This is a genomic window from Photobacterium jeanii (genome assembly GCF_001650345.1).
Lineage (GTDB): Bacteria > Pseudomonadota > Gammaproteobacteria > Enterobacterales > Vibrionaceae > Photobacterium > Photobacterium jeanii.
This window is the reverse complement of record NZ_LVHF01000029.1, coordinates 161,837-182,782: the sequence shown is the minus strand read 5'-3', so window position 1 is coordinate 182,782 and position 20,946 is coordinate 161,837. Positions and strand designations below refer to the sequence as shown.

Sequence of the window (20,946 nt, the reverse complement as noted above, 5' to 3'; positions counted from 1 at the left end):
TGTTCTATCAATTCATTAATAGGGTAGATGTGGATGGATTATTTCCATATGACTATTAATGTGGGTTGGGCTAAGGTATTGTGATTGAAAAGTGGATAGTCGTGTCGGCTTCAAGACCAACAATACACAGGAGTAGCTATGGCGTTTAATCCTCATTTGCTTGATGGCATGCTGATTTTTGTCGAGGTGGTAAACAGCGGCAGTTTTACCAAAGCTGCGGAAAATAGTGGTCACTCAACATCTTACATCAGCAAAGAAATCAATAAATTAGAAGAAAGGCTTGGTGTAAGGCTACTGCATCGGACGACTCGCTCTTTAAGTTTGACGCCTGAAGGGGATGTGTATTTTCAGCAGTGTCAGCAGCTGATTTTAGATGCGGAGCAAGCTGAGCAGGCCATTACGGGGGGCTTGGTCGAGCCCAGAGGCTTATTGCGAATATCTTGTCCTATTAACCTTGGTGTCTCTAAAATACGTCCGATCTTGGCTAAGTACATGGAAAAGTATCCAGAAGTGAAGCTGGAGCTAGATCTTAATGATCGCCGTGTCGATATGGTGGCAGAAGGGTTTGATTTGCTAATTAGGGCCTCATCAGTGATGGATGATTCCAGTTTGATCTGTCGTCCCATTTTTCATTCTGAAGCCGTAACATTGGCATCGCCTGCGTATTTATCACAGCATGGCACACCGCAACACCCATCAGAGTTAGTTGATCATGATTGTATTTGCTATAGCAATTTAAAAACGCCAAATCAGTGGTTATTTCATGATAAGCAAGGCGGTGAACTTTGTGTGGAAGTTGATAGTAAGGTATTGACCAATAGCTCTGAAATGGAGCTCGCTTTATGTATTGCAGGCAAGGGGATCACCCGTTTGCCACGCTTTAATTTACGTAATGAAATCAATGAGGGATTGCTTGTACCGCTTTTCCCTGACTTTAATAATCCATCGATTGTCGTTTATATGATGTACCCGAGCCGTAAGCACATGTCTTCTAAGGTACGCAGCTTCATTGATTTTATTTTGGATGAATTGGGGGAGTACAAGTAAATAACGTATTTTCTACGTTCTAATTCCTCAGTAGCCTGCTGTAAGAAGTCTACAGCAGGCAAGTGTAAGTCTAAGATTATAGACTTTGGAATGATTAGGCGATTTCCATCACGATTCGACCGTTAATTTCGCCTTTAATCATGTCATCGAAGATGTCATTGATATCGTCGAGTTGTTTAACTTCGGTAATGGCTTTTACTTTTCCTTCGGCAGCGAACTGTAAGCACTCTTGAAGATCTTTACGGGTGCCAACAATTGAGCCAATTACCTTAATGCCGTTTAGTACAGTATCAAAGATAGGGATTGGCATATCTTCTGGTGGTAGACCAACCAGTACGCAAGCACCGCCACGGCGAATTGCACGGTAAGCTTCTTCGAACGCAGGTTTTGAAACTGCGGTACAAACAACGCCATGAACACCATTGACCAGATTATGGATGGCTTGAGAAGGTTTTTCCTTCATGAAGTCAATACAATGCGTTGCTCCAAGCTCTTTGGCGAGCGACAGTTTTTCTGCTCCAGTATCAACCGCGATTACGTTCATGCCCATCGCCACTGCATATTGAATCGCGAGATGACCTAAACCGCCAACACCAACAATGGCAACCCATTGCCCCGGTTTTACATCGGTGACTTTGAGTGCTTTGTAGGTGGTGACTCCAGCACAGAAGAGGGGAGCGGCATCAACATAGCTGATATTGTCAGGGATTTTTATTGCATAATCGCCGTTTGCTAAACAGAACTCGGCGTAACCACCATCGACGGAATATCCGGCGTTATGCTGATCCAAACACAGTGTTTCTTGCCCCTCCAAACAGTAATCACAGTGCCCACAAGCACTGTATAACCATGGTACACCAACGCGATCGCCTACTTTTAGGTGCTGGATTTCACTGCCGACTTCAACAATTTCCCCCACACCTTCGTGCCCAGGTACCAGTGGCATCTTAGGTTTAACGGGCCAATCGCCATGACAAGCATGTAAATCGGTATGACACACGCCACAAGCATGGATTTTAACCAAGATATCGCGAGGCTTAACTTGTGGTAATGGGATGTCCTTGATTACCAACGGGCCTTTAAATTTATTAACAACAGCAGCTTTCATGTCATTTCCTTTATTTTTACTGTATTGATAATTATTCTCATTTAAATAGTAAGGAATTAAATTGATATGCGTCACGGTGGTGAAAAAATTTCGCATGTTTTTTCAGCGACGTTAAATTGCTCGCATTATGGTGCTTGTGTTCAGATACGGTTCATCTTGGTTCAGTTAGGCTAAATCAAAAGGTAGAAGAGGTAGAAAGATGAAGAATTTATTGACTGGCATTGTTGCTTTGATTGTTGGTGCGTTTACTTTGATTTTTGCCACCATCGTAGGTTTATTTGTAAGCGTAGCAGCATTACTTACTACGCCATTTATTAAACGCAAAGTGGCTTATGCTCAAGCTGAAGCACATTTTGAGCAAGGTTCACGTCCAGCAGGTTTTGGTCGCCAGCAGCAAAGTCGTGTGATTGATGGCGAATATGAAGATATTAGTGCTAATAGCGATAGAAAATTTTAAATGCGCCAAATAGGTTAACGTCTAAATTATCTTCCTGATAATTTTTTGAGTTAGCAGCCATTGTGAGGTTGATCCCCCAACGTTGACGGTAAAAAGTCACACCAGCAACGACCCCAGCTTGCCAGTGCTGAAGGGTAACATCATCAACCTCCTGTGGTTTATCACCTTCAATTGTGATGTCGTTGAAACGATAACGACCTTCAACGCCAGCAAATAAGAAATAACCCGACTGGCTAGCAGACAACATAGCAACATCACTAAATTGTGAAGTGCTGAAGCTAGCTGCTCCCATGTTGTCGGTTAAGTTTTTTCCCCACCGAAACATGCCTCCAATGGCAGCCTCACTGCGAAAGTTACCCACATCAAGTCGACCTACTCCTGTGAATTCCCATTGACGCCCTAATGGTGTACTTGCTCGATGAAGCAACCGCTGTCCTTCATAGTTGAGGTTAACAATCACCTGATTATCGATTTGGTAGTCCCAACCTTTAGGTTGTTCAGATGGTGTAATGCGGTGGACAAACTTTTGTGCATCTTCTGCAAAAGAATTTGGTCCTACGGTGCCGAGTTTTAAGGTAAGTTTATCAGTGGCCTGATGATTAAATTGATGAACACCAAAATCTAGGTATAACAATCCAGCGTAAGGGCGCTCATTGGGTTGTGGTGTGGTTAACGTGATATCACTCGGAGTCCACATTTGCTGACCAAGGCTGATACGCCAACCTTGCCAACTGTCATCGTGCAGAGGTAACCAACTTGCGACAGTGGCAAAGGGGGAAGGTGCCGTTTGATTAATGTCTTTGCTGGCTGCGGAGGCATAGTCGAGAAAAATCCCATTGGTGTAGTTTTTATCTTGTTGCACTATGCCATCGTTCTCCATCGAGAACGAAACTGTTTGCTTGGTATCTGCAAGCGCATAATTAGGGCAGGAAGCAATAATGACGCTACCTAATATGGCTTTTTTCAATGCTATTTTTGTTATTGTCATCGCTGCCTAATAAATGCTTTGAGTAAGTACACTCTATAAATTTATAGTAGGAAAGACGTTAATACCCTGATGGATCTGACAAATTGACAATTTTGTAAGGACGAACTGTGGAAATACCTTCATCACTCGTAACAGCTGCTTGGCTTAAGCAGCACATTGACCAACCTGATTTAGTTGTTCTTGATGCAAGCTGGTTTATGCCGGGATCAGAGCGAAACGCAAAAGAGGAATGGCAACAGCAAGCGATTCCAAGGGCTCGCTTTTTTGATTTTGATACTGAGATTAAAGATCACGCTTCGCTTTTACCGCATATGCTTCCATCGGCTGAATTGTTTGCAGAGCAAGTGACGCAACTTGGGATCACCAATCAAAGTAAAATTGTGGTTTACGATAGCCAAGGTATTTTCTCAGCACCGAGAGTGTGGTGGATGTTTCGAGCAATGGGACACCAACATGTTGCAGTGCTTGATGGCGGCTTGCCGGCTTGGGTACAAGCGGGTGGACAACTTAGTCAAGGTGAGATGCCTATTAGCGCTACCGTTGATTACCGTGCTAACTTTCAGCCACATTGGCTGGTGGATGCGGATACTGTTAATCGTCAACTTAACAATTACGCGGTTACCATCGTTGATGCTAGGCCAAAGGCGCGCTTTAATGGCGAGCAACCAGAACCCCGAGAAGGTGTTCGCAGTGGTCATATGCCTAATGCTCAGAATCTACCTTTTGCTAAATTAGTTGTAGATGGACATTTAGCGAAGAGTGAAAAATTAGCACAGTACTTTGAAGCATTATCGTTGGATAAAACCGACATTGATGTTCAGCTGCAAGAGCAGCAGTACATCTTTACATGTGGCTCAGGTATTACTGCCTGTATTCTCGCGTTAGCAGCAGAGCAGACAGGAAGAACCAATTTAGCTGTATACGACGGTTCATGGACAGAGTGGGGCGCAGAGACGCGTTATCCAGTCGAGTGCTAGATAATATATTTTATAAAAATAAAATGACGAGCAGTGTGCTCGTCTTTTTATTTAATTATACACTTGTATCGTAATAAATATATTGTCATCCATCTATACCTCAATGGAATAAATAATTCGATATCTAGCACAAAATAAAACTTATATTATTGTGGGGGCATTTTTGTGCAATTAATATCATGCAGGCAACATTCAAGTAAGAATTAATAATAAATTCCATCTAACCAATAATTGGAAGGTAAAATGGTGAATAAATATAAGTTCGCACTCACGCCGCTTGCTGCAATATTATTTTCTTGTTCAGTTCAGGCTAGCCAATATCACGAAGCAGAAGCATTCTCTATGTATGAACCAGTAGGGGATGCTGTTAATATCGTTAGTCGTATCAATGACCCAGAAGGTTTGCGTTATATTAACGCCAAATATTGGCTCAATGATAATGATGATCTCTCATTAGGATTTGACCGAGTTGATCAGATTGTCAAAGATGAAGGAGGAAGATACTTAATCGATTTTACTGAGATATTTGATTATAGCGATAAAATAAAAGCGAAAAAGCTATTCAGCCGTATTTTTGGTATCTCATTTGACGCTGATTATGTCGCAATTACTAAATATAAAGAGTCATTGTTATTTACGGAATTAACGGGCAGTGGCGATCAAAATGTCACTATTCTTAATCGTACCTATGAGCCAATGGCGTTAGCGTTAATGTCTGACGACCCATATCAACCGCTAGTACCTAAACAGATTCCTGTTCCTAATGTGGCTTTCTACGTAAATGCTAGCCGTCAAATCTCTGATCAAGACTGTAAAATCGAGTGGAATACCTTTGATGGTAAAGAATCTCGTGATATGTGTCAGGATGCTAATATCTCCTTGATCTACAAGGTTAACATGCAGCGCTCTTTAGCGTTTGGTTCTATCGGTGACTCAACACCTGATGCCAAATTAGTAAGGGTTGCGATTGATGACTCTACTACAGGGGGCGGGATCTCACTGAATAAAAACTTACGCGGTTTATACTTAACGAGCCACGGCATTTCATGGCCTAATGGTGGTAATGAGGCCGAGTGGACAACGACAGCGATAGCTCGAGATTACACTTTTGATTTCACCGCTTCAAACCGCAAAGCAAGAGTTTTAAGAACGATTCCATCTAATAACTTAAATGCCAATTATGATAATAAAGAAACATCATCTTTCCAGTTTGGTATTAGTGGCACGCTAGAAGCTAATAAAGATGGAGCGAAAGGTAATTTCGGCGCATCGGCAGTTTGGAAGCAAGAAAAACACCTAACATTTAAAACTTTTGACTATGGCGTGACGAAAGCTAATCGAAATGAGCAAAACGTATCTTTTAAATGGGAGCGTGAGCAATATCCTACAGCATATTCTATTTTGAATAACCCTGTTTACGGTTACACTGCACCAAATGGGATTCCTGCTTACTTGAATAAGATTAACCCAATTGGTTATGCTAACTTTACACCTAAAATGGAGGTAATCTACTCTGCAAATCCAGAAGAAACAGGTGCGACTAAAGTAAATATTAACTCTTCTGTTGGTATTACTGGATTTAGATATTACTCATGGATACGTCCGTTTATTAGCTTACGTCATTTTTATTCTAAGGACGAAGATAATCAAGTTAAACGTGTTGGTAAGAATGTAAGCTTTACTATTAATTGGGAACATCCGGTATTTACAGGTGCTCGCCCTGTTAACTTGCAACTTGCTAGTTTTAATAATCGTTGTATTGAATTAAATGCTAATGACACGGTTAAAACTCGTCGTTGTGAATCGTCTAAACATTCTCAAGCGTTTATTTTTGATGCCGATAATCGTTACGTAAGTGCGACGGATTCAAATCTTTGTCTTGATGGTATGGATGTGACCAAACTTGAGACTTGTAGTGCGAACCTTTCTCAAACATGGGAGTGGGTAAGTAACAAACGTTTCTTACGTAATAAATTCACGAAAGAAGTCTTAGGTTACAAATTGTCTAATGGTGAACTGACTAACATTCCAGTTGGGACTGATATGGATAACCTAAAAGTGTTAGATTTAGGTGCTGAATACCAATCACGCTACGTTGATGTGTTCCGCGATAAGTAAGCAATTAAGCGAGCTTACTAAGTATAACTAAACTCAATCTCCACCATGGCTTTGCTGTGGTGGAGTTTTTATTGGTTGTAGATTTTTTTATTTAAATAACAGTGCATGCGGTTTGTTATTACTTTACACGGAAGCGAAAAAGACAGCCCAGCTCTATCTTTGTGCTTACTAGATTAAGCTGTCAGATTGAGGTGGGCTGTATCATTTTACGATGAGATTAGAGATCTACTTTGATGGTTTTGGTGACGATAGCACCATCGTTATCCATTACTCGTAGAGTAACATCGTGATTTCCATAGCTAGGGAAGAGGTGCATGATGACTTTGCCGCGTTTTACTTTACCGTTTGGTAAGTGCCACTCGGTATCAACAATGCGTCCATCTTCATCTTCACTGGTTGACCATAGTGTGGTTAAACGTCCTAAGTGAATGTACTTAGCTGAAACTTGAGGCAGTTTGTTCGGCTCAATCACTTCAATGATTTGTGATTGGGTTGCAGTTGCGCCACGATCATCTGTCACTGTTAAGGTAACAGTGTAACTACCTGCTTTGTCATAGGTGTAGGTTGGCGCAGCTTCATTGCTGCTAGCACCGTTACCAAAGTCCCAAGCATAAGAAACAATATTACCGTCTTCATCACTACTTGTGTTGGTCGTGGTTAAGGTTAGAGCCTCGGTCGCTGCTTTGAAGGTTGCTACTGGCGCCACGTTTGGCTCTTCTTTAACGGATAAACGAACAACGCCATAGCTGTTATTGGCAGCTTGCTCAATGACATCAATTTCTAAACCAAATGGAGTCAGCTTACGACCTGAATCTGGGATTTCAGGAGAGGTGTAATCATCCTCGTCTTTGAATTGCGCGTTAGCAATCAGGCTGCTGTCTTCTAGTACATCGCCATTAGCAGATACTAAACGAAGCGGTGCTTGGTCCTGATTTGAAAATGCAGCGTCACGTACTTGATATCGGGTTTGTGCTGGTGTTCCTGTATTCGCCCATTTAAGAGCTTGTTGATCAGCATCGACAACACCTAACCAACCTTCACCTGGGTGTTTGCCTACCCAGTTGTTGGTCAATGACTTATCGACATACCAAACCACTAAGCCAGGTTCAAAGCTCATCATTTGTCCCATGCGCTTGATGTTTGCTAAGCCTGCATCAATATCATTGTGGCTACGCCATTGCAGTAGGTAGTAATGATCTGCCTCGTGGAAACCTTGATTTAGCGCGTAACCCTTCATATTAAAGGCGAGGGTATCGTCACTTTCCCCTTTTGCGACAGCAACTTGGCTACCATCGGCTAGGATTGTAAGGTTATCAATGTAAACCCCTTCTTTAGCGACACCGCCATCAGTGAGGTAATCAAAACCAAGCGTGATTTCTTGGCCAGCATACGCGGTTAAATCAAACTCTGCGTTTACCCAACCGTTTGAATCACCTGTTAGAGCAGGGACTAGTCCTGTTTTATATGGATCATTATTGGTGGTGATATTACCTGCGATAGGTTTTCCATTAACCAATATACGGGCAAAATCGTAGCCTTCTTCAATGCTATACCAGACTTTAAAGCTTAGTGTGACTTTACTCGCGTCTGGAATTTGTACATTGGAAGCCATTGAGTTGCGAAGGTTATTACCGCGATCAGAATAGAACTGAGTATCACCTTCGAATGGTTTGATAGCTGGAATGTGTTTCTTCGGCAGGTCAATACGAACTTGGTTTGGTTTTCCGTTATCAGTTGTTTGGTATAGCTTAACGGTTTGCGCTTCTTTAGTGAGATCTGCTAAAGAGAATTGTTGGTTGTTAACCCAATTACCACCGATAGCTTCTTGAAGGAAACTTTTTGACCAAGAACTAAACGCTGTTGGTTGAGTACCGCCAATTTTACCAGCCCAGCTTCCTGATGACATGATAGACCAGTAAGAAACAGGCTCACCTTTGCCTGTGTATTTTGTGTCGTATTCATCTGGAAGGCCAAGGTCATGGCCGTATTCGTGAGCACATACACCTGCGGCAGCATCAATTGGTTGAATGGTGTAATCATAAGCCGCGTACTGACCATTAAAGCGATCTGCTATACCACTTGATGTACCAGCTAATACATAAGGTTTGCCAAGGTTAAAGCGGTGAGACCAAATGGCGTCATCGCCTAATACACCACCACCGGCCTCTTCACCGACAGATGCATGGAAGATCATCAAATGGTCGATCACGCCATCGGGTTCGCGGTAATTACCATCGCCATCGTAGTCGTATCGATCTTCGATATCGTAATCAGCAAGGTTAATGCTAGGATCTTGTGCTAACTGAGCTAGTGCTTCTCGTATTAACTCTTGCGCATTTTTATCACCATCGGTTGTTGGTGAGTTACCACCATAGTAACTGGCATTTTTACTGGTGCGGTACCAGCCTTTAGCTTCACCAGACACACTGTAGGTATTACCTGATTCGCTTTCATAATACTGGCGCATTGAAATGAAGTTTTCACCATTAGGACCAGTGTAACCAGTGTCTGAGAACAACAAGCTTTGATAGTGGTCGTGATCGTAGTTATCGTAGAGCATTTGGGTATGCTCACTGGTGAGGCGATTGTTGTCCCAGTGAAGATCGGGAAAATCTACTAACAGAGCCAGTACTTTGTCGGTTCGCTTGGTCGCAACTTCAAAAGCAAGCAAACGTTGTTTTTGCGGCCCTTTGTTGGCTTCAATAGATTTTAGGACTTTTGCTCGTTCAATTAAGGCTTTTTTGCCAAATTGGGCATCACCTTGCAACCCATGGTTTAGCTTGCGTTCAATATATGCTTGAACTGCGGCTTCACGTTGTTGAGGTGAGGCGTCAGCGCTTAATTGCCCTTTACGTACAAGCATATTTGCAAGTTGGTCTTGATCGGCAATTGCGAGATCAATTGGAGTATGTGCCAATGCTGATGTTGATCCGAGAATAGCGGCTATTGAGGTCGCTATTAACGTTTTATTTATAGTAAACATTATTATTCCTTTAATTAAGTAACTTGTGTGAACACAAGGTGTTTCAGTTGTGCTCAACTCTGTGAGCACAAGGGCTGAGTACTTTTAGTACTCATCAACGCTTGCTTTGCAATGACATCAAAGCAAGGTTAATTGTGATGAAATGGCAAATTGCTTTGCCATATATCATTCAATCCATCGAATATATTTACTGTTAAGAAGGCGCTAGATGATTAACACCTAGTTTTAAGGCGGCAGAAGTTATACCAATCAAATAAAGAAGATAATTGGTATTGTCACAGTATTTTATATTGGTCTGATTAGGCTTTATTACTTTTAAGGGGAGATATACATGACGGGGTCTCTTTGGGTTGTTGTTGAGAGTTTTGAACTTTAGGTTTGTTTTTATTTTGTTGTTTAGCCAACTTTTGTTGCATGTAAATATTGAGTGCCGTTGCTTGCTCTTCAGGGGATAGCCCCGAACAAATAACGCCTCTTTTAATTAGAGATTGCAACAGCCGTTCATCATCAAGAGAAGAAGGTGATTTCATGGGCTGTTGTTTTGTTGATTCGGCATTCATTAGCTTACTGTCAATTGCTGTAGAACCTGCAGACACCGGCATTGCATCTGCTGCTGTAGAAGAGGATGCATGACTTATCGAAAATAATGTTGGTGCGGTAACAAGTAGAGTGAGTGCGACTTTCAATACAGAATGCTTCACGTTAATTCCTCACAATTGAATACTACTGAGGCTAGTTATTCACCTAGCTGATATCAAATGGTATTTCATAAATATTACAAGATGTTTCCCATTGTTGCGTAAGAGTCACATATTCAACAGGTTTCTATATTTCCACGGATATAAAACAGCAGGCTTGGTGATGATTTGTAAAAAATAAGCTTGCAAAGAGTGTGCTTAAAAAATGGAGTTGAAGTACAAAATACTGCTAGTTAATAAGCTTAATTTTTAAATGGTCTCTATAAGTTGATATTAATTAATAACTTTTCTATTTATAAATTTAACGTGTAAGGTGAGGATGATAAATCGAAATTCTACTTGCTACTAGAATAAGAATCTGCTTTTAAAATAAGAGCAAAATAAAAAGGTAAGATTATCTTTTCTATAGAGCGGTGGAAATGATTATTTAACTATAAGTTTTTATTATGACTTCAATGTTCTTTGGTTGAGAGAGATTTAATTAGTTAACTATAAATAAGGATTAGCAGAGTAATTATTTCTTTTAATTTTCTGTAGCTAGTTGTTATTACTTTTGCTTGGGGTGTCTAATGTCACATTTGCTGCATGTAAATTTATGCAATTATAGTCGTATTGAGATTAAAAAAGACTTTGTTTTGTAAGTTTACCCATTGGGTGTGGCTTATTTATAAACTAGATGTAAATAGAGCACTCCTCTTTAAGAGGAGTGATCTAAAGTTAAATAGGCAGGGGAGAGTGTTGTGATTTTCTCTGACTATACACAGCACCCACTATTGATTGATTTGCGATGCCAAGTACCCTCGCTCATCAATAATTTTCTGACCTTGTGGAGAAATCACGTAATCTAAGAAAGACTTCGCACTCTTTTCTGTCTGCAATGTTTTCTCTTTGTATAGCATCAAAAATGGGCGGGAGATTTGGTATTTACCCGCTTCAAGGTTAGTAAGCGTTGGTTCTACACCCTCAAACGATAAAGGTTTGATGGAGTTATCGATAGAGCCTAAAGAAATGTAGCCAATTGCATGAAGGTTACGTGAAACTAAACTCTTCACCATCCCATTGGTGTTAACGACTAACGACTGCGGGTTAATATCTGAAACACGCATGCCTTTAATGTCTTTGGTTAAGCCCATGAAATCTTCAAAAGAGAATCGAGAACCTGAGGCATTCTCTCGTGTGACTACCGCCATTACACGATCAGGACCACCCACTTCTTTCCAGTTAGTGATTTCACCGTGATAAATCTTTGAGACTTGCTCTTTAGTAAGGTTTGTTACTGGGTTGTCTTGGTTAACAACCAGCGCAATGCCATCGTGCGCAAACGTCACGCTTTTCAGCTGACTTTCTTTTTCATCTTTGCTCAGCACGCGTGAGCTCATGCCTAGTTCGGCCGCATTTTGCTGTACTGCCGTGATCCCTCCTGACGACCCAATGCCTTGTACGGCAATTGTCGTGTCTTTGTGGGTGGCTGAATAAGTTTCAGCTAACACCTCAACAATATGACTAGCAGACGTAGAACCAGAAACAGTGATGGAATCTGCTTGCGCATTGAATGCAAAGCCAGCGCAGAGTGCCAACCATAAAGTTGCCTTAGGGAACATTATTCTTTCTCCATATAGAAATATTTCGCGTCATCTTATTACGGGTGTATGACATTTATGTGAAAAGGTGCGCAGGATCTCGTGAATGTCAGTGTTAAAACCATGTTGCGAGCGGAGTATGAAAAGTGCACAAAAAAGTGATCTCGCTTCATTTCAAAATGAAAAGTACAAAATAAATAAATTTGATTTGAGGTCTTACTCGAAAGTTGACGTCTGCTACATTTAATTATGCTAACAGTTGCAATTAAATTTTAACCGTATATATATGAAACCATAGGCATCAATAAGGTGTTAGCTATACCTGTTTTTCACGATTGATGCTTGGTTTATGCCTAATGGCGATACTGGAAAGGAGGTGAAGCGCAATACTTGTTTGATGAAGTATTGTTCAAAAAACATGGCAACAGGATGTTGTAACTCAGTTAGGTATTGAGAACCAAGGTAGGGACAGACTATGAAGGAAGTCGAATTTGTCGAATTACTATCAAAGATAGAATCATTAGATAATAATCAGCTACGTACACTCTACTTGCAGTCTAAACAAGCGTATCAACAGCACCAACAGGTGGAAGTAAAAGATATTGTGACTCAAGAAGAATTAGAGATGTTGTTGCATCATTAAACGCTCTTTAAAGCTCTTACGTAAGCTGTACAATGACAGTTGTTCAGTTACTTAGGAAGCGAGTTGTTTACTCGCTTTTTTCTTGTACATTTCTCGATCGGCATGCGCCAGAATACTATCAGGATCTGATAAGTTACCAGCGTGGTAAGGCACCAAGCCAATACTTAAATCTATCTCAAAGCGTTGGCGTAGATAACGTGTTGTTTGGCAGAGTTGATCAGCCCATTGCTGGCTTGCAATATTGCTATTAGCTGGCATGAGCACCGCAAATTCATCGCCACCAATTCTATAAATATCACAGCCTTGAGGGCTAATTTCGCGTATTGAACGAGCGAGTTCGACAAGCAATTCATCACCGCGCTGGTGGCCAAAGCGGTCATTCACTTTCTTAAAGTTATCGATATCTATATAAGCTAATACGCCGTGATCGCGCTCTAAAGCAATGGTATCGAAGCGGTGGAATAGGGCACGGCGATTCTCTAATTGGGTGAGATCATCGTGAAGCGCCTGACGGTGTAAAGCTTGCTCTAATCGCTGTGCTTTAGCGATTTGTTTATTTAAGTCGGCAATCAGTCCGTGGCGTTGTTTGAGCATCTTAATAAAACATAAACACATTAAGAAAACCCCAATGTGCATGAATATATCGTCGGATCTATCGACCAGCCAGTGATCATTGAGTTCTGGAATTTCGTCTAGTAGGTCAGCAATCACTCCTACACCGTAAGTGCCAAGCGCAAGCATGAGCCAGCCTTTCATCTCACGGCCAAAATCTTCACGCAATAGCATGATAATGAGGACTAATGTCATGACTGATGTCAGTGCTTCTAATGTGCCGCTGGAAGGGACAAAAGCAGAGATGAGGACACCAATACATACCACCACGGTTAGACGTGTTGGTAACTGCGAGACTTTTTTCATTGAAATGACTTGTTTATAAAACTGACTTTATCTTCGCAAAGTTAATAAAGTGGGACAAGTCTGCGATTTAATAAAGTAAACAAACACAGGGAAGAGTCTTTTTTGACCCGAATCAAAAACGACAGCATGAGTTAAATCTGACTCTTTTTGAATGAATTACCGCCAAATATTCATATTTCTTTCATGCATAGTGACAGATTGAAAAGCAAAAAATTGTTATGAGTTCAAATGTATATTGTTTGGGGTTTTAACATCGTACTTATAACTTGTGATGGTCATCTCAAATTTGCAAACAAAGATTCCGCAGTACCTCGACTGAGTCACCTTTGGTATATAGGTATGTAACAAGATATTTCAGTTTACATAATTGTAACATTTAGGGGTTTGTGTCTATTCTTGAAGTGACATAAGGCTTGTGCATCACACATGCTTTATGGGCACAAGGAATGGCAGTAGAGGTCAATAATATGCTAACTATGGCTAGATCAACTCAGCCCAATGGTGCCTTGATTTCAGAGCGAATTCAGAAGCTCATCAAAGCACTATCCAATGGGGTTTATGAACGAGAAGAAACGATCAAATTATGTTTGCTTGCGGCACTAGCTGGTGAAAGTGCATTTTTATTAGGCCCTCCTGGTATTGCAAAAAGTTTGATTGCTAAGCGCTTAATTCAAGCTTTCGATAACAGCCGCTTTTTTGATTACCTGATGACACGTTTTTCCACACCTGAAGAGGTGTTTGGCCCCCTTTCAATTCAGGAATTAAAAGATAACGGTAAATATGTTCGTCTTGTTGATGGCTACCTACCAACAGCAGATGTTGTCTTTCTGGATGAGATCTGGAAGGCGGGTCCAGCAATTCTAAATACCTTATTAACCGTGGTGAACGAGCGCACGTTCAAAAACGGACAGGATGTTTTGCCTGTGCCTATGCGTTTGTTGATCACAGCCTCTAACGAACTCCCAGATGAAGATAGCGGTTTAGAAGCCTTATACGACCGTATGCTCGTGCGTGTATTCGTCAACCGTATTCAAGAGAAGCAAAACTTTAAAGCCATGCTGATGGGGGAAGGGCCGAGTATTCAGGAAGTCGATCCTAGCTTGGCAATTACCGATGAAGAATATCAGCAGTGGCAAGCCCATCTGGAAAATGTTGAGTTGGATGAAACGATCTTCGAGAAGATCTATCAGCTTAAAACCATGATTGAAGCGCAAGTTGAAGCGGGTGGCTCAGCAGAGCACGATAGTGAGCTTTATATTTCTGACCGTCGTTGGAAAAAGTCGGTTCGCTTGCTTAAAGCCAGTGCCTTCTTTAATGGTCGTAAATCCATTAATCCGCTTGATTTGCTCTTACTGCAAGATTGTTTATGGCACAGCCCAGAGTCGCGCCATGTAGTACGTGAGTTAGTGCGTGAATTTGCAGTGAATAAAGCCTTCAATCAAGAAGCTGCTCAACATGATGCGAATGAAGCACAGGCGATCCTCGATAGCATCAACCAAGAAGTGGTTGGCGAGCTATGCATGAGTTTTAGCCGTGAAACCATGATGCGTAAAGAGTGGTTTAAATACGATTTTTCAGGTGCGAAACGTTACAACGTCAACCATAACCCACGCATGATCAAGTTGGTGATGCTGCAAGCGAACCCTTCGGTTTCTGAACAAGAAAAAGGGGACGGTCGCTGGGTGTATGTTGATGGCGATGAGTTCGAGAAGAAGATTAAAACCGGACAATGTGACATCTATGGTTTTGTGAATAAGAACACTAACCTATGCCGTTTACAATTTGAAGTGGATGCCAATTTGCGCTTGGTGATCAAAGACATTGCAAATCGTTCTGTGTTTGTCGGTATTGCTGGCCATAAAGGTATTACGGAAACTCAGAAAGCCAATTGGCAGCAAGATCTCGATCGTGCATCGGCGAAAGTTGTAGATGCTGAGCACAATATCAAGAAGTCACGTAGCTCATTCCATGGCGCGTTACCTCATAACTTTGTTGAAGCAGAATTGCCTGCTTTGATTGAACAGAGTATTGCTGAAGCAGCAGATTCTGTTACTGAGTTGAAAAACAAAGTAGAGAAGGGCGCGTTCCGTGTAGCACACCTTTCTGACTACTTTGCTTAGTTCTCCTCTTATACTGTTATAAATGTTGTTCCGAGGAGTTTGACTTATGCCAGTGTCTGAAAGCATTAATCTTGCCTTGATGATGACTGAATCGGGCATGATTGATTCTGCGATCCATGAACTCTTAATGCAGCCACAAATCATCATGGCAGCGGAAACCAATCCAGGGATTAAAACCGCGATGAAGAACCAGCTCAGCAAATGGCGAGCTCAGGTTCAGCAAAGGATCAGCAAGGTTAGCATTGAAGATCGTTTCAAGCAGGAAATCGGTCTTTATGAACAAGCGATACAATGGGATCAGGCTTACTTTATTAGCCAAGCTGATCATATTGTGAAGCAATTAGAAGGGCATTCCGCCTTCTACTTTAAAGCCAAGTCTTTGGTAGCGAAAGAGCACGCCAAACACAATCCTATGTTCCAAAGTTACTTCTGTAACCAGTGGTATTTGCACCTAACAGAAACCCTTAAACAGGCTCAGTTCGATGAATTAGAGCAACATAAAGAGCATCTGTTGGCGGATTTGTACCAGCGCATCGAGACCATGCAGCAAATGGAGCAGGTGACCGAAGCCGGTGATGAAACCAAAGCTGGTCGGTTATGGGACATGGCAAAAGCCAAACTCACTCGCACGGATATCGATACCATGAAGTCGGTTGCGCGTTTCTTAAAGCGTAACGGTGGCTTAAAAGATATCGCTGAAAAGCTGGGCCGAATGGCAAATGAGATCGACGATCCAAACAAAGAACGGGTAAAGTCTGAAGATCTTCGCATGGTGGAAGAGCGCAGCGACAATGTCTCTGACGATATTGTCGGCATTCATGAAAGTGACGACCTTTCTAAATTACTGCCGAATGAAGCGATGTTCTTAGCCTACCCAGAGCTTGAAGTCGTGTTCTACAAGCATTTGGTTGATAAGCGTTTGATGAACTACCGGGTTCAAGGCACACAACGTAAGCTACGCAAAGTAAAAGCATACAAGCGTCAAACGAAACAAGTAGAGCAAGATAAAGGGCCGTTCATTGTTTGTATCGATGCTTCGGGTTCTATGTCTGGCTTTCCGGAACAATGTGCTAAAGCGTTAGCGTATGGCTTGATGCAAATCGCGTTGGCGGAAGATCGTGATTGTTTCGTGATCATGTTCTCGACGCAACAAATTACGTATGAATTGACCAAGCAAGATGGATTAAGTGAAGTGCTAAACTTCTTATCTTATTCTTTCCATGGTGGTACTGATTTAGCGCCTGTGTTAGATCAATCTATTGATTTGATGTGCGGTGAGAAATACAAAAATGCTGATTTGGTCGTGTTGTCAGACTTTATCGCACCGTCACAGCCAGAAGAAATGCTGCGTCGAATCGATAAGCTAAAAGCAAGCCGTAATCGCTTTCATGCGGTCACCTTGTCTAAATATGGTAACCCTGCTTTGATGGATATTTTTGATCACTGTTGGTCTTATCATCCTTCCAAGTTTAGCCGTTTGATGAAATGGCGCTAGCTATAAACTAAGCGATAGTAATCACCTAAAACGCCCTCGCTGATCCCGAGGGCGTTTTTTTATGAGTAACACAACGGGTGTTGACTGGGTATTACTCTGCAAAGTATTGGCTCAGTGCTTGACGCCATTCCGGGCTTTTACGAATTTTCAGCAGTGCTCGATTGAGATCTTCTTCGTACGGGCTGTTATCACTGATAGCAAAACCGTAGTTTTGTTTTTCAAACTGATAAGGCAATACAGAGATATCCGAGTATTCGCCCGCTTCTTTTGCTTTCTTGATCAAATACTTTAATACCGCATCATCGGCAACGATTGCATCAACTTCACGTTTATTGAGTGCTTCAAGCATCTCATCGGTAGACTCATAAGTACGATGGACAATGCTTTGGTTGGTTAAATAAACCGATGAGGTAGAGGCGAGCTTCGCGCCAACTTTGATATTGGCTAAATCTTTCGGACTTTTTATATCGCTGCTCAGTAAGCCTAGGGTGAAGGTACTGGCGAGAATCGCAGTGATACTGGCAATAAAAAAAGTGGTCGATACGGCGAGTAACACAGTAATAAAACGCCCTGTGAGGGTTTTGAATTCGTAGTAGTTAAATGGGCCTTTGGTGATAAAAAGTAGACCGAGCAAGAAACCTTCTAACAACCTCGCAGGTCGCGATGACATGGAATAGAGTTTGTCGTTGACCTTGTGCTCCAGCAGGTAATAAATTGCCCCAACAAATGCCGCGACAGCAAACACAACGCCTAAAATCGTGAGTAACTTTTTATTGGTTAAGATGTTGAAAAGCGTATGCAGATGACCTTTCTCTTTTACCGCAATGGCGAGTGAAGTTTCATAAAATGAATGTGAGAAATCGAGCACTAGTTCCCGCTCTTCGGTAATCGAAATACAAGATACCCCGATATCAACTGCCCCTGATGCAACATCATCTAACAGTGGTTTTAGCTCATGGCTGGTGATTTCATAACTTAATCCCAAGGAATCTGCGATTTTCTGCCACAGTTGAATGCTTAAACCCGTATAGGTGCCATCTTCATTCTTCATCACGAAGGGGGGACACTCATAGCTACCCACATTGATGCTTTTGCTATGGCTGGGTGAAGCGAATAACGCGCAGAACAGCAAGATCAAGACATAAACGAGAGGGGAGGTGGGTTTAGTTACTGCACTCATCTACATCTCCTATTGCAATGCCTGTGTTTGTTTCGTTTTGCGAGCTTTCCAAACTAAAGGTGATCAATAACTTATTGCACAAGGTATTAGTTGGTAGCCATAGTTTGCGTGAATAAGCTGCTAAAGTTTATGAACTGGTATCGAACATAACGTTTGAGTATTCAGTATAAAGCTGATTTAGAACAAGGCATGGTTAAACAGTGAGACGCCAAGCCATTAAAAAATACAGCGTAAACTATCCTTAGAGGAAGATATTTGAGCGCAGCAAGGCGATTTGCTCGCAAACAGTAAAGCGCAAGCTGCTTCGGAGCGTATCAATGAAACGGTTGTGGTTGTTATTACTGACGTTATTGATGTGGCCGCTGAGTACGTTAGCGGATGATGTTTGGGTCATCGATGTGAAAGGAGGCATTGGCCCAGCGATTAGTGACTATGTGTCACGTGAGATTGATTTAGCCCACGAAGAACAAGCGAAGTTGATTGTTCTGCGTATGGACACCCCCGGCGGGCTCGATACTTCTATGCGCGATATCATCCATGCCATTACGGTTTCTCCCGTACCTATAGCTACTTGGGTTGGGCCCGCGGGTTCTCGAGCAGCAAGTGCTGGTACTTATATTCTATTAGCGAGTCATTTAGCTGTGATGGCCCCCGGCACAAACTTAGGGGCTGCAACGCCTGTTTCCATGGGCGGTCCACCCAAAGATAGCGATCCTGCCGATTCAAATCCTTTTGCGCCAAAAAAAGAACCTGCGCAAGAATCTCAGCAAGACAAACCAGCCAGTAATGATGACAGTGCGACCGCGAGCAAAGAGCAATCAGAAGCTAGTCAAGAAGGCAGTGACGATGCTAGCGCTTCACAAGAGGATGAACGCATAGCGACTAAGACTGCAATGGAGAAGAAAGTGATGAATGATGCGGCAGCGTACATTCAGAGCTTAGCGAAATTGCATGGTCGAAACGAAGTGTGGGCTGAGCGGGCTGTGCGTGAAGCTGCCAGTTTGGATGCGGAAAGTGCGCTGAAAGAAAACGTGATTGATTACATTGCGCCAACGCTTGATGACTTGATTGAACAAGCGAATGGTCGCACGGTGAAAATCAACGGTGTAGAAACGACCCTAGATTTTGCTGATGTTGCTTATGTTGAACGAGAGCAAGACTGGCGCTTTAAATTGCTGACTGTGCTAACCAATCCTAATGTCGCTTATATTTTGATGCTGATTGGTATCTACGGTTTATTACTTGAGTTCTACAACCCCGGCGTCGGTGTTCCTGGAGTTCTGGGTGGGATCTGTTTGATCCTTGCGATGTATTCGTTACAGCTATTGCCAGTGAGTTATGCCGGGCTTGGGTTGCTGATGTTAGGCATTGCCCTGATGGTGGCTGAAGCCTTTAGCCCGAGTTTCGGGATTTTCGGCTTTGGTGGCATCGTAGCGTTTGTGTTGGGCTCGATAATGTTGATGGATACCGAAGTGCCCGGTTATCAAATCGCAATGCCATTAATTATTGGTTTGACCGCAGTATCAGCGGTGTTCTGTTTTGTGATAGTGGCTCTACTGCTCAGAGTGCGTCGACGCCCTGTGACGACTGGCGTTGAGTGTATGCAGGGGCAGGTAGCGACTGTTGTGAGTGGTTTTCCCGGTGAAGGGAAAGTCATGGTTGAAGGGGAAATCTGGCAGGCAAGATCGCCGACTAACTTGGCACAAGGAGATCGCGTGGTGATCACCAAAGTAGCGGGATTGTGGCTAGATGTAGATACTGGTTCGAAGGAGTAAGCCTATGTTTACCTACTCGTTAGCGACAATCGTGGTGCTGGTAATTGTTTTAATTGCCAGTATGTTCAAGGTGCTACGTGAGTATGAGCGTGCGGTGGTGTTTTTACTTGGTCGGTTTTATGAGGTGAAAGGTCCGGGTCTGATCATTATTGTACCTATCGTGCAACAAATGGTGAGAGTTGATTTACGGACTATTGTACTAGATGTCCCAACTCAAGACTTGATCACCCGTGATAACGTCTCGGTACGTGTGAATGCGGTGGTCTATTATCGGGTAGTTGATCCTAAAATGGCGATTAACAACGTAGAAAATTACCATGAAGCCACCAGCCAGCTTTCGCAAACTACATTGCGTTCTGTGCTTGGTCAGCATGAATTAGACGAGCTTTTATCGGCACGCGATGATCTTAATAATGATTTGCAAGGCATTTTGGATCAGCACACAGATAACTGGGGGATCAAAATCGCCAATGTTGAAATTAAGCATGTGGATTTAGATGACAGTATGGTACGAGCGTTAGCACGACAAGCTGAAGCCGAACGTTCTCGTCGTGCAAAAGTGATCCATGCAACCGGTGAGCTAGAAGCGTCGACTAAGTTGACTGAAGCGGCGCGAGTGCTAAATCAATCACCGAACGCGGTTCAGCTTCGTTATATGCAGACGCTAACTGAAATCGCCAATGACAGAACATCGACGATCGTTTTCCCAATGCCGATTGATTTAGTTGATAAGATCTCAGAGTTTGTGTCGCCACAAGTGAAATCATCGGTAAAAGCTAACGCTTCACCCAATAAGCCGGAACAGCCTAATGAAGGGAATGATTAGCTAACTTTAGGCAATGGCAATTTAAAATAAAAG

The 20,946-nt window shown here is 42.4% G+C and carries 16 protein-coding genes; 9 read left to right on the top strand and 7 right to left on the bottom strand.

The window, feature by feature from the left end; translation table 11 throughout:
* Positions 1 to 138 precede the first annotated feature (138 nt).
* Positions 139 to 1,047, top strand: coding sequence for a LysR family transcriptional regulator (locus A3K86_RS15625; protein ID WP_068333110.1), 909 nt, complete (start codon positions 139 to 141; stop codon positions 1,045 to 1,047).
* Positions 1,048 to 1,141: 94 nt separating this feature from the next.
* Here the strand turns inward: A3K86_RS15625 and adhP are convergent, their stop codons facing one another.
* Complete coding sequence (gene adhP / locus A3K86_RS15620) at positions 1,142 to 2,155, bottom strand: alcohol dehydrogenase AdhP (RefSeq protein WP_068333107.1); 1,014 nt, start codon at positions 2,153 to 2,155, stop codon at positions 1,142 to 1,144.
* A gap of 199 nt (positions 2,156 to 2,354) precedes the next feature.
* Between adhP and A3K86_RS15615 the strand changes: the two genes are divergently transcribed.
* Positions 2,355 to 2,612, top strand: a complete 258-nt coding sequence (locus A3K86_RS15615) for a hypothetical protein (RefSeq protein ID WP_068333104.1) — start codon at positions 2,355 to 2,357, stop codon at positions 2,610 to 2,612.
* On the opposite strand, the gene A3K86_RS15610 is transcribed toward A3K86_RS15615, so the two are convergent.
* On the bottom strand, positions 2,590 to 3,579 hold the full coding sequence (locus tag A3K86_RS15610) for a lipid A deacylase LpxR family protein (protein ID WP_232322012.1): 990 nt from the start codon (positions 3,577 to 3,579) through the stop codon (positions 2,590 to 2,592). The genes A3K86_RS15615 and A3K86_RS15610 overlap by 23 nt on opposite strands.
* A 128-nt stretch (positions 3,580 to 3,707) precedes the next feature.
* Here A3K86_RS15610 and A3K86_RS15605 point away from each other — a divergent pair, with 128 nt between their 5' ends.
* Together A3K86_RS15605 and A3K86_RS15600 are read left to right on the top strand one after the other, a co-directional pair.
* Positions 3,708 to 4,577: a sulfurtransferase gene (locus tag A3K86_RS15605; RefSeq protein WP_068333096.1), complete on the top strand. Its 870-nt coding sequence runs from the start codon at positions 3,708 to 3,710 to the stop codon at positions 4,575 to 4,577.
* 243 nt (positions 4,578 to 4,820) lie between these two features.
* Entirely contained in the window at positions 4,821 to 6,695 is a 1,875-nt protein-coding gene (locus A3K86_RS15600) for a leukocidin family pore-forming toxin (protein WP_068333093.1), read from the top strand.
* Between the two features lie 217 nt (positions 6,696 to 6,912).
* Here A3K86_RS15600 and A3K86_RS15595 read toward each other — a convergent pair whose 3' ends face one another.
* From A3K86_RS15595 to A3K86_RS15585, 3 genes are all read right to left on the bottom strand, one after another.
* Positions 6,913 to 9,678: an immune inhibitor A domain-containing protein gene (locus A3K86_RS15595; RefSeq protein ID WP_068333090.1), complete on the bottom strand. Its 2,766-nt coding sequence runs from the start codon at positions 9,676 to 9,678 to the stop codon at positions 6,913 to 6,915.
* A 299-nt stretch (positions 9,679 to 9,977) separates the two neighbouring features.
* Complete coding sequence (locus tag A3K86_RS22695; RefSeq protein WP_146145602.1) at positions 9,978 to 10,379, bottom strand: hypothetical protein; 402 nt, start codon at positions 10,377 to 10,379, stop codon at positions 9,978 to 9,980.
* 767 nt (positions 10,380 to 11,146) lie between these two features.
* The gene (locus A3K86_RS15585) at positions 11,147 to 11,977 is read right to left on the bottom strand and encodes a phosphate ABC transporter substrate-binding protein (RefSeq protein ID WP_068333086.1); all 831 of its coding nucleotides are present in this window, start codon (positions 11,975 to 11,977) and stop codon (positions 11,147 to 11,149) included.
* Positions 11,978 to 12,431: 454 nt separating this feature from the next.
* Between A3K86_RS15585 and A3K86_RS22690 the strand changes: the two genes are divergently transcribed.
* Complete coding sequence (locus A3K86_RS22690; RefSeq protein WP_157599468.1) at positions 12,432 to 12,599, top strand: hypothetical protein; 168 nt, start codon at positions 12,432 to 12,434, stop codon at positions 12,597 to 12,599.
* Between the two features lie 51 nt (positions 12,600 to 12,650).
* On the opposite strand, the gene A3K86_RS15580 is transcribed toward A3K86_RS22690, so the two are convergent.
* Entirely contained in the window at positions 12,651 to 13,517 is an 867-nt protein-coding gene (locus tag A3K86_RS15580) for a GGDEF domain-containing protein (RefSeq protein WP_068333082.1), read from the bottom strand.
* 467 nt (positions 13,518 to 13,984) lie between these two features.
* Between A3K86_RS15580 and A3K86_RS15575 the strand changes: the two genes are divergently transcribed.
* Positions 13,985 to 15,637: an ATPase RavA domain-containing protein gene (locus A3K86_RS15575; RefSeq protein ID WP_068333079.1), complete on the top strand. Its 1,653-nt coding sequence runs from the start codon at positions 13,985 to 13,987 to the stop codon at positions 15,635 to 15,637.
* A gap of 46 nt (positions 15,638 to 15,683) precedes the next feature.
* On the top strand, positions 15,684 to 17,132 hold the full coding sequence (gene viaA / locus A3K86_RS15570; RefSeq protein ID WP_068333076.1) for an ATPase RavA stimulator ViaA: 1,449 nt from the start codon (positions 15,684 to 15,686) through the stop codon (positions 17,130 to 17,132).
* A 91-nt stretch (positions 17,133 to 17,223) separates the two neighbouring features.
* Here viaA and A3K86_RS15565 read toward each other — a convergent pair whose 3' ends face one another.
* The gene (locus tag A3K86_RS15565; RefSeq protein WP_068333073.1) at positions 17,224 to 18,312 is read right to left on the bottom strand and encodes a substrate-binding periplasmic protein; all 1,089 of its coding nucleotides are present in this window, start codon (positions 18,310 to 18,312) and stop codon (positions 17,224 to 17,226) included.
* A gap of 317 nt (positions 18,313 to 18,629) precedes the next feature.
* Here A3K86_RS15565 and A3K86_RS15560 point away from each other — a divergent pair, with 317 nt between their 5' ends.
* Positions 18,630 to 20,087 carry an NfeD family protein gene (locus tag A3K86_RS15560; RefSeq protein ID WP_068333070.1) on the top strand — a complete coding sequence of 486 codons (1,458 nt, stop codon included), beginning with the start codon at positions 18,630 to 18,632 and terminating at the stop codon, positions 20,085 to 20,087.
* Between the two features lie 4 nt (positions 20,088 to 20,091).
* The gene (locus tag A3K86_RS15555; RefSeq protein ID WP_068333067.1) at positions 20,092 to 20,913 is read left to right on the top strand and encodes a slipin family protein; all 822 of its coding nucleotides are present in this window, start codon (positions 20,092 to 20,094) and stop codon (positions 20,911 to 20,913) included.
* Positions 20,914 to 20,946: the final 33 nt, after the last annotated feature.

Bases quoted from the DNA above. Each gene is read 5' to 3' on its own strand.
- A3K86_RS15625 (WP_068333110.1), top strand. From the start codon at position 139: ATGGCGTTTAATCCTCATTTGCTTGATGGCATGCTGATTTTTGTCGAG.
- adhP (WP_068333107.1), bottom strand. From the start codon at position 2,155: ATGAAAGCTGCTGTTGTTAATAAATTTAAAGGCCCGTTGGTAATCAAG.
- A3K86_RS15615 (WP_068333104.1), top strand. From the start codon at position 2,355: ATGAAGAATTTATTGACTGGCATTGTTGCTTTGATTGTTGGTGCGTTT.
- A3K86_RS15600 (WP_068333093.1), top strand. From the start codon at position 4,821: ATGGTGAATAAATATAAGTTCGCACTCACGCCGCTTGCTGCAATATTA.
- A3K86_RS15595 (WP_068333090.1), bottom strand. From the start codon at position 9,678: ATGTTTACTATAAATAAAACGTTAATAGCGACCTCAATAGCCGCTATT.
- A3K86_RS15585 (WP_068333086.1), bottom strand. From the start codon at position 11,977: ATGTTCCCTAAGGCAACTTTATGGTTGGCACTCTGCGCTGGCTTTGCA.
- A3K86_RS22690 (WP_157599468.1), top strand. From the start codon at position 12,432: ATGAAGGAAGTCGAATTTGTCGAATTACTATCAAAGATAGAATCATTA.
- A3K86_RS15580 (WP_068333082.1), bottom strand. From the start codon at position 13,517: ATGAAAAAAGTCTCGCAGTTACCAACACGTCTAACCGTGGTGGTATGT.
- A3K86_RS15575 (WP_068333079.1), top strand. From the start codon at position 13,985: ATGCTAACTATGGCTAGATCAACTCAGCCCAATGGTGCCTTGATTTCA.
- viaA (WP_068333076.1), top strand. From the start codon at position 15,684: ATGCCAGTGTCTGAAAGCATTAATCTTGCCTTGATGATGACTGAATCG.
- A3K86_RS15565 (WP_068333073.1), bottom strand. From the start codon at position 18,312: ATGAGTGCAGTAACTAAACCCACCTCCCCTCTCGTTTATGTCTTGATC.
- A3K86_RS15560 (WP_068333070.1), top strand. From the start codon at position 18,630: ATGAAACGGTTGTGGTTGTTATTACTGACGTTATTGATGTGGCCGCTG.
- A3K86_RS15555 (WP_068333067.1), top strand. From the start codon at position 20,092: ATGTTTACCTACTCGTTAGCGACAATCGTGGTGCTGGTAATTGTTTTA.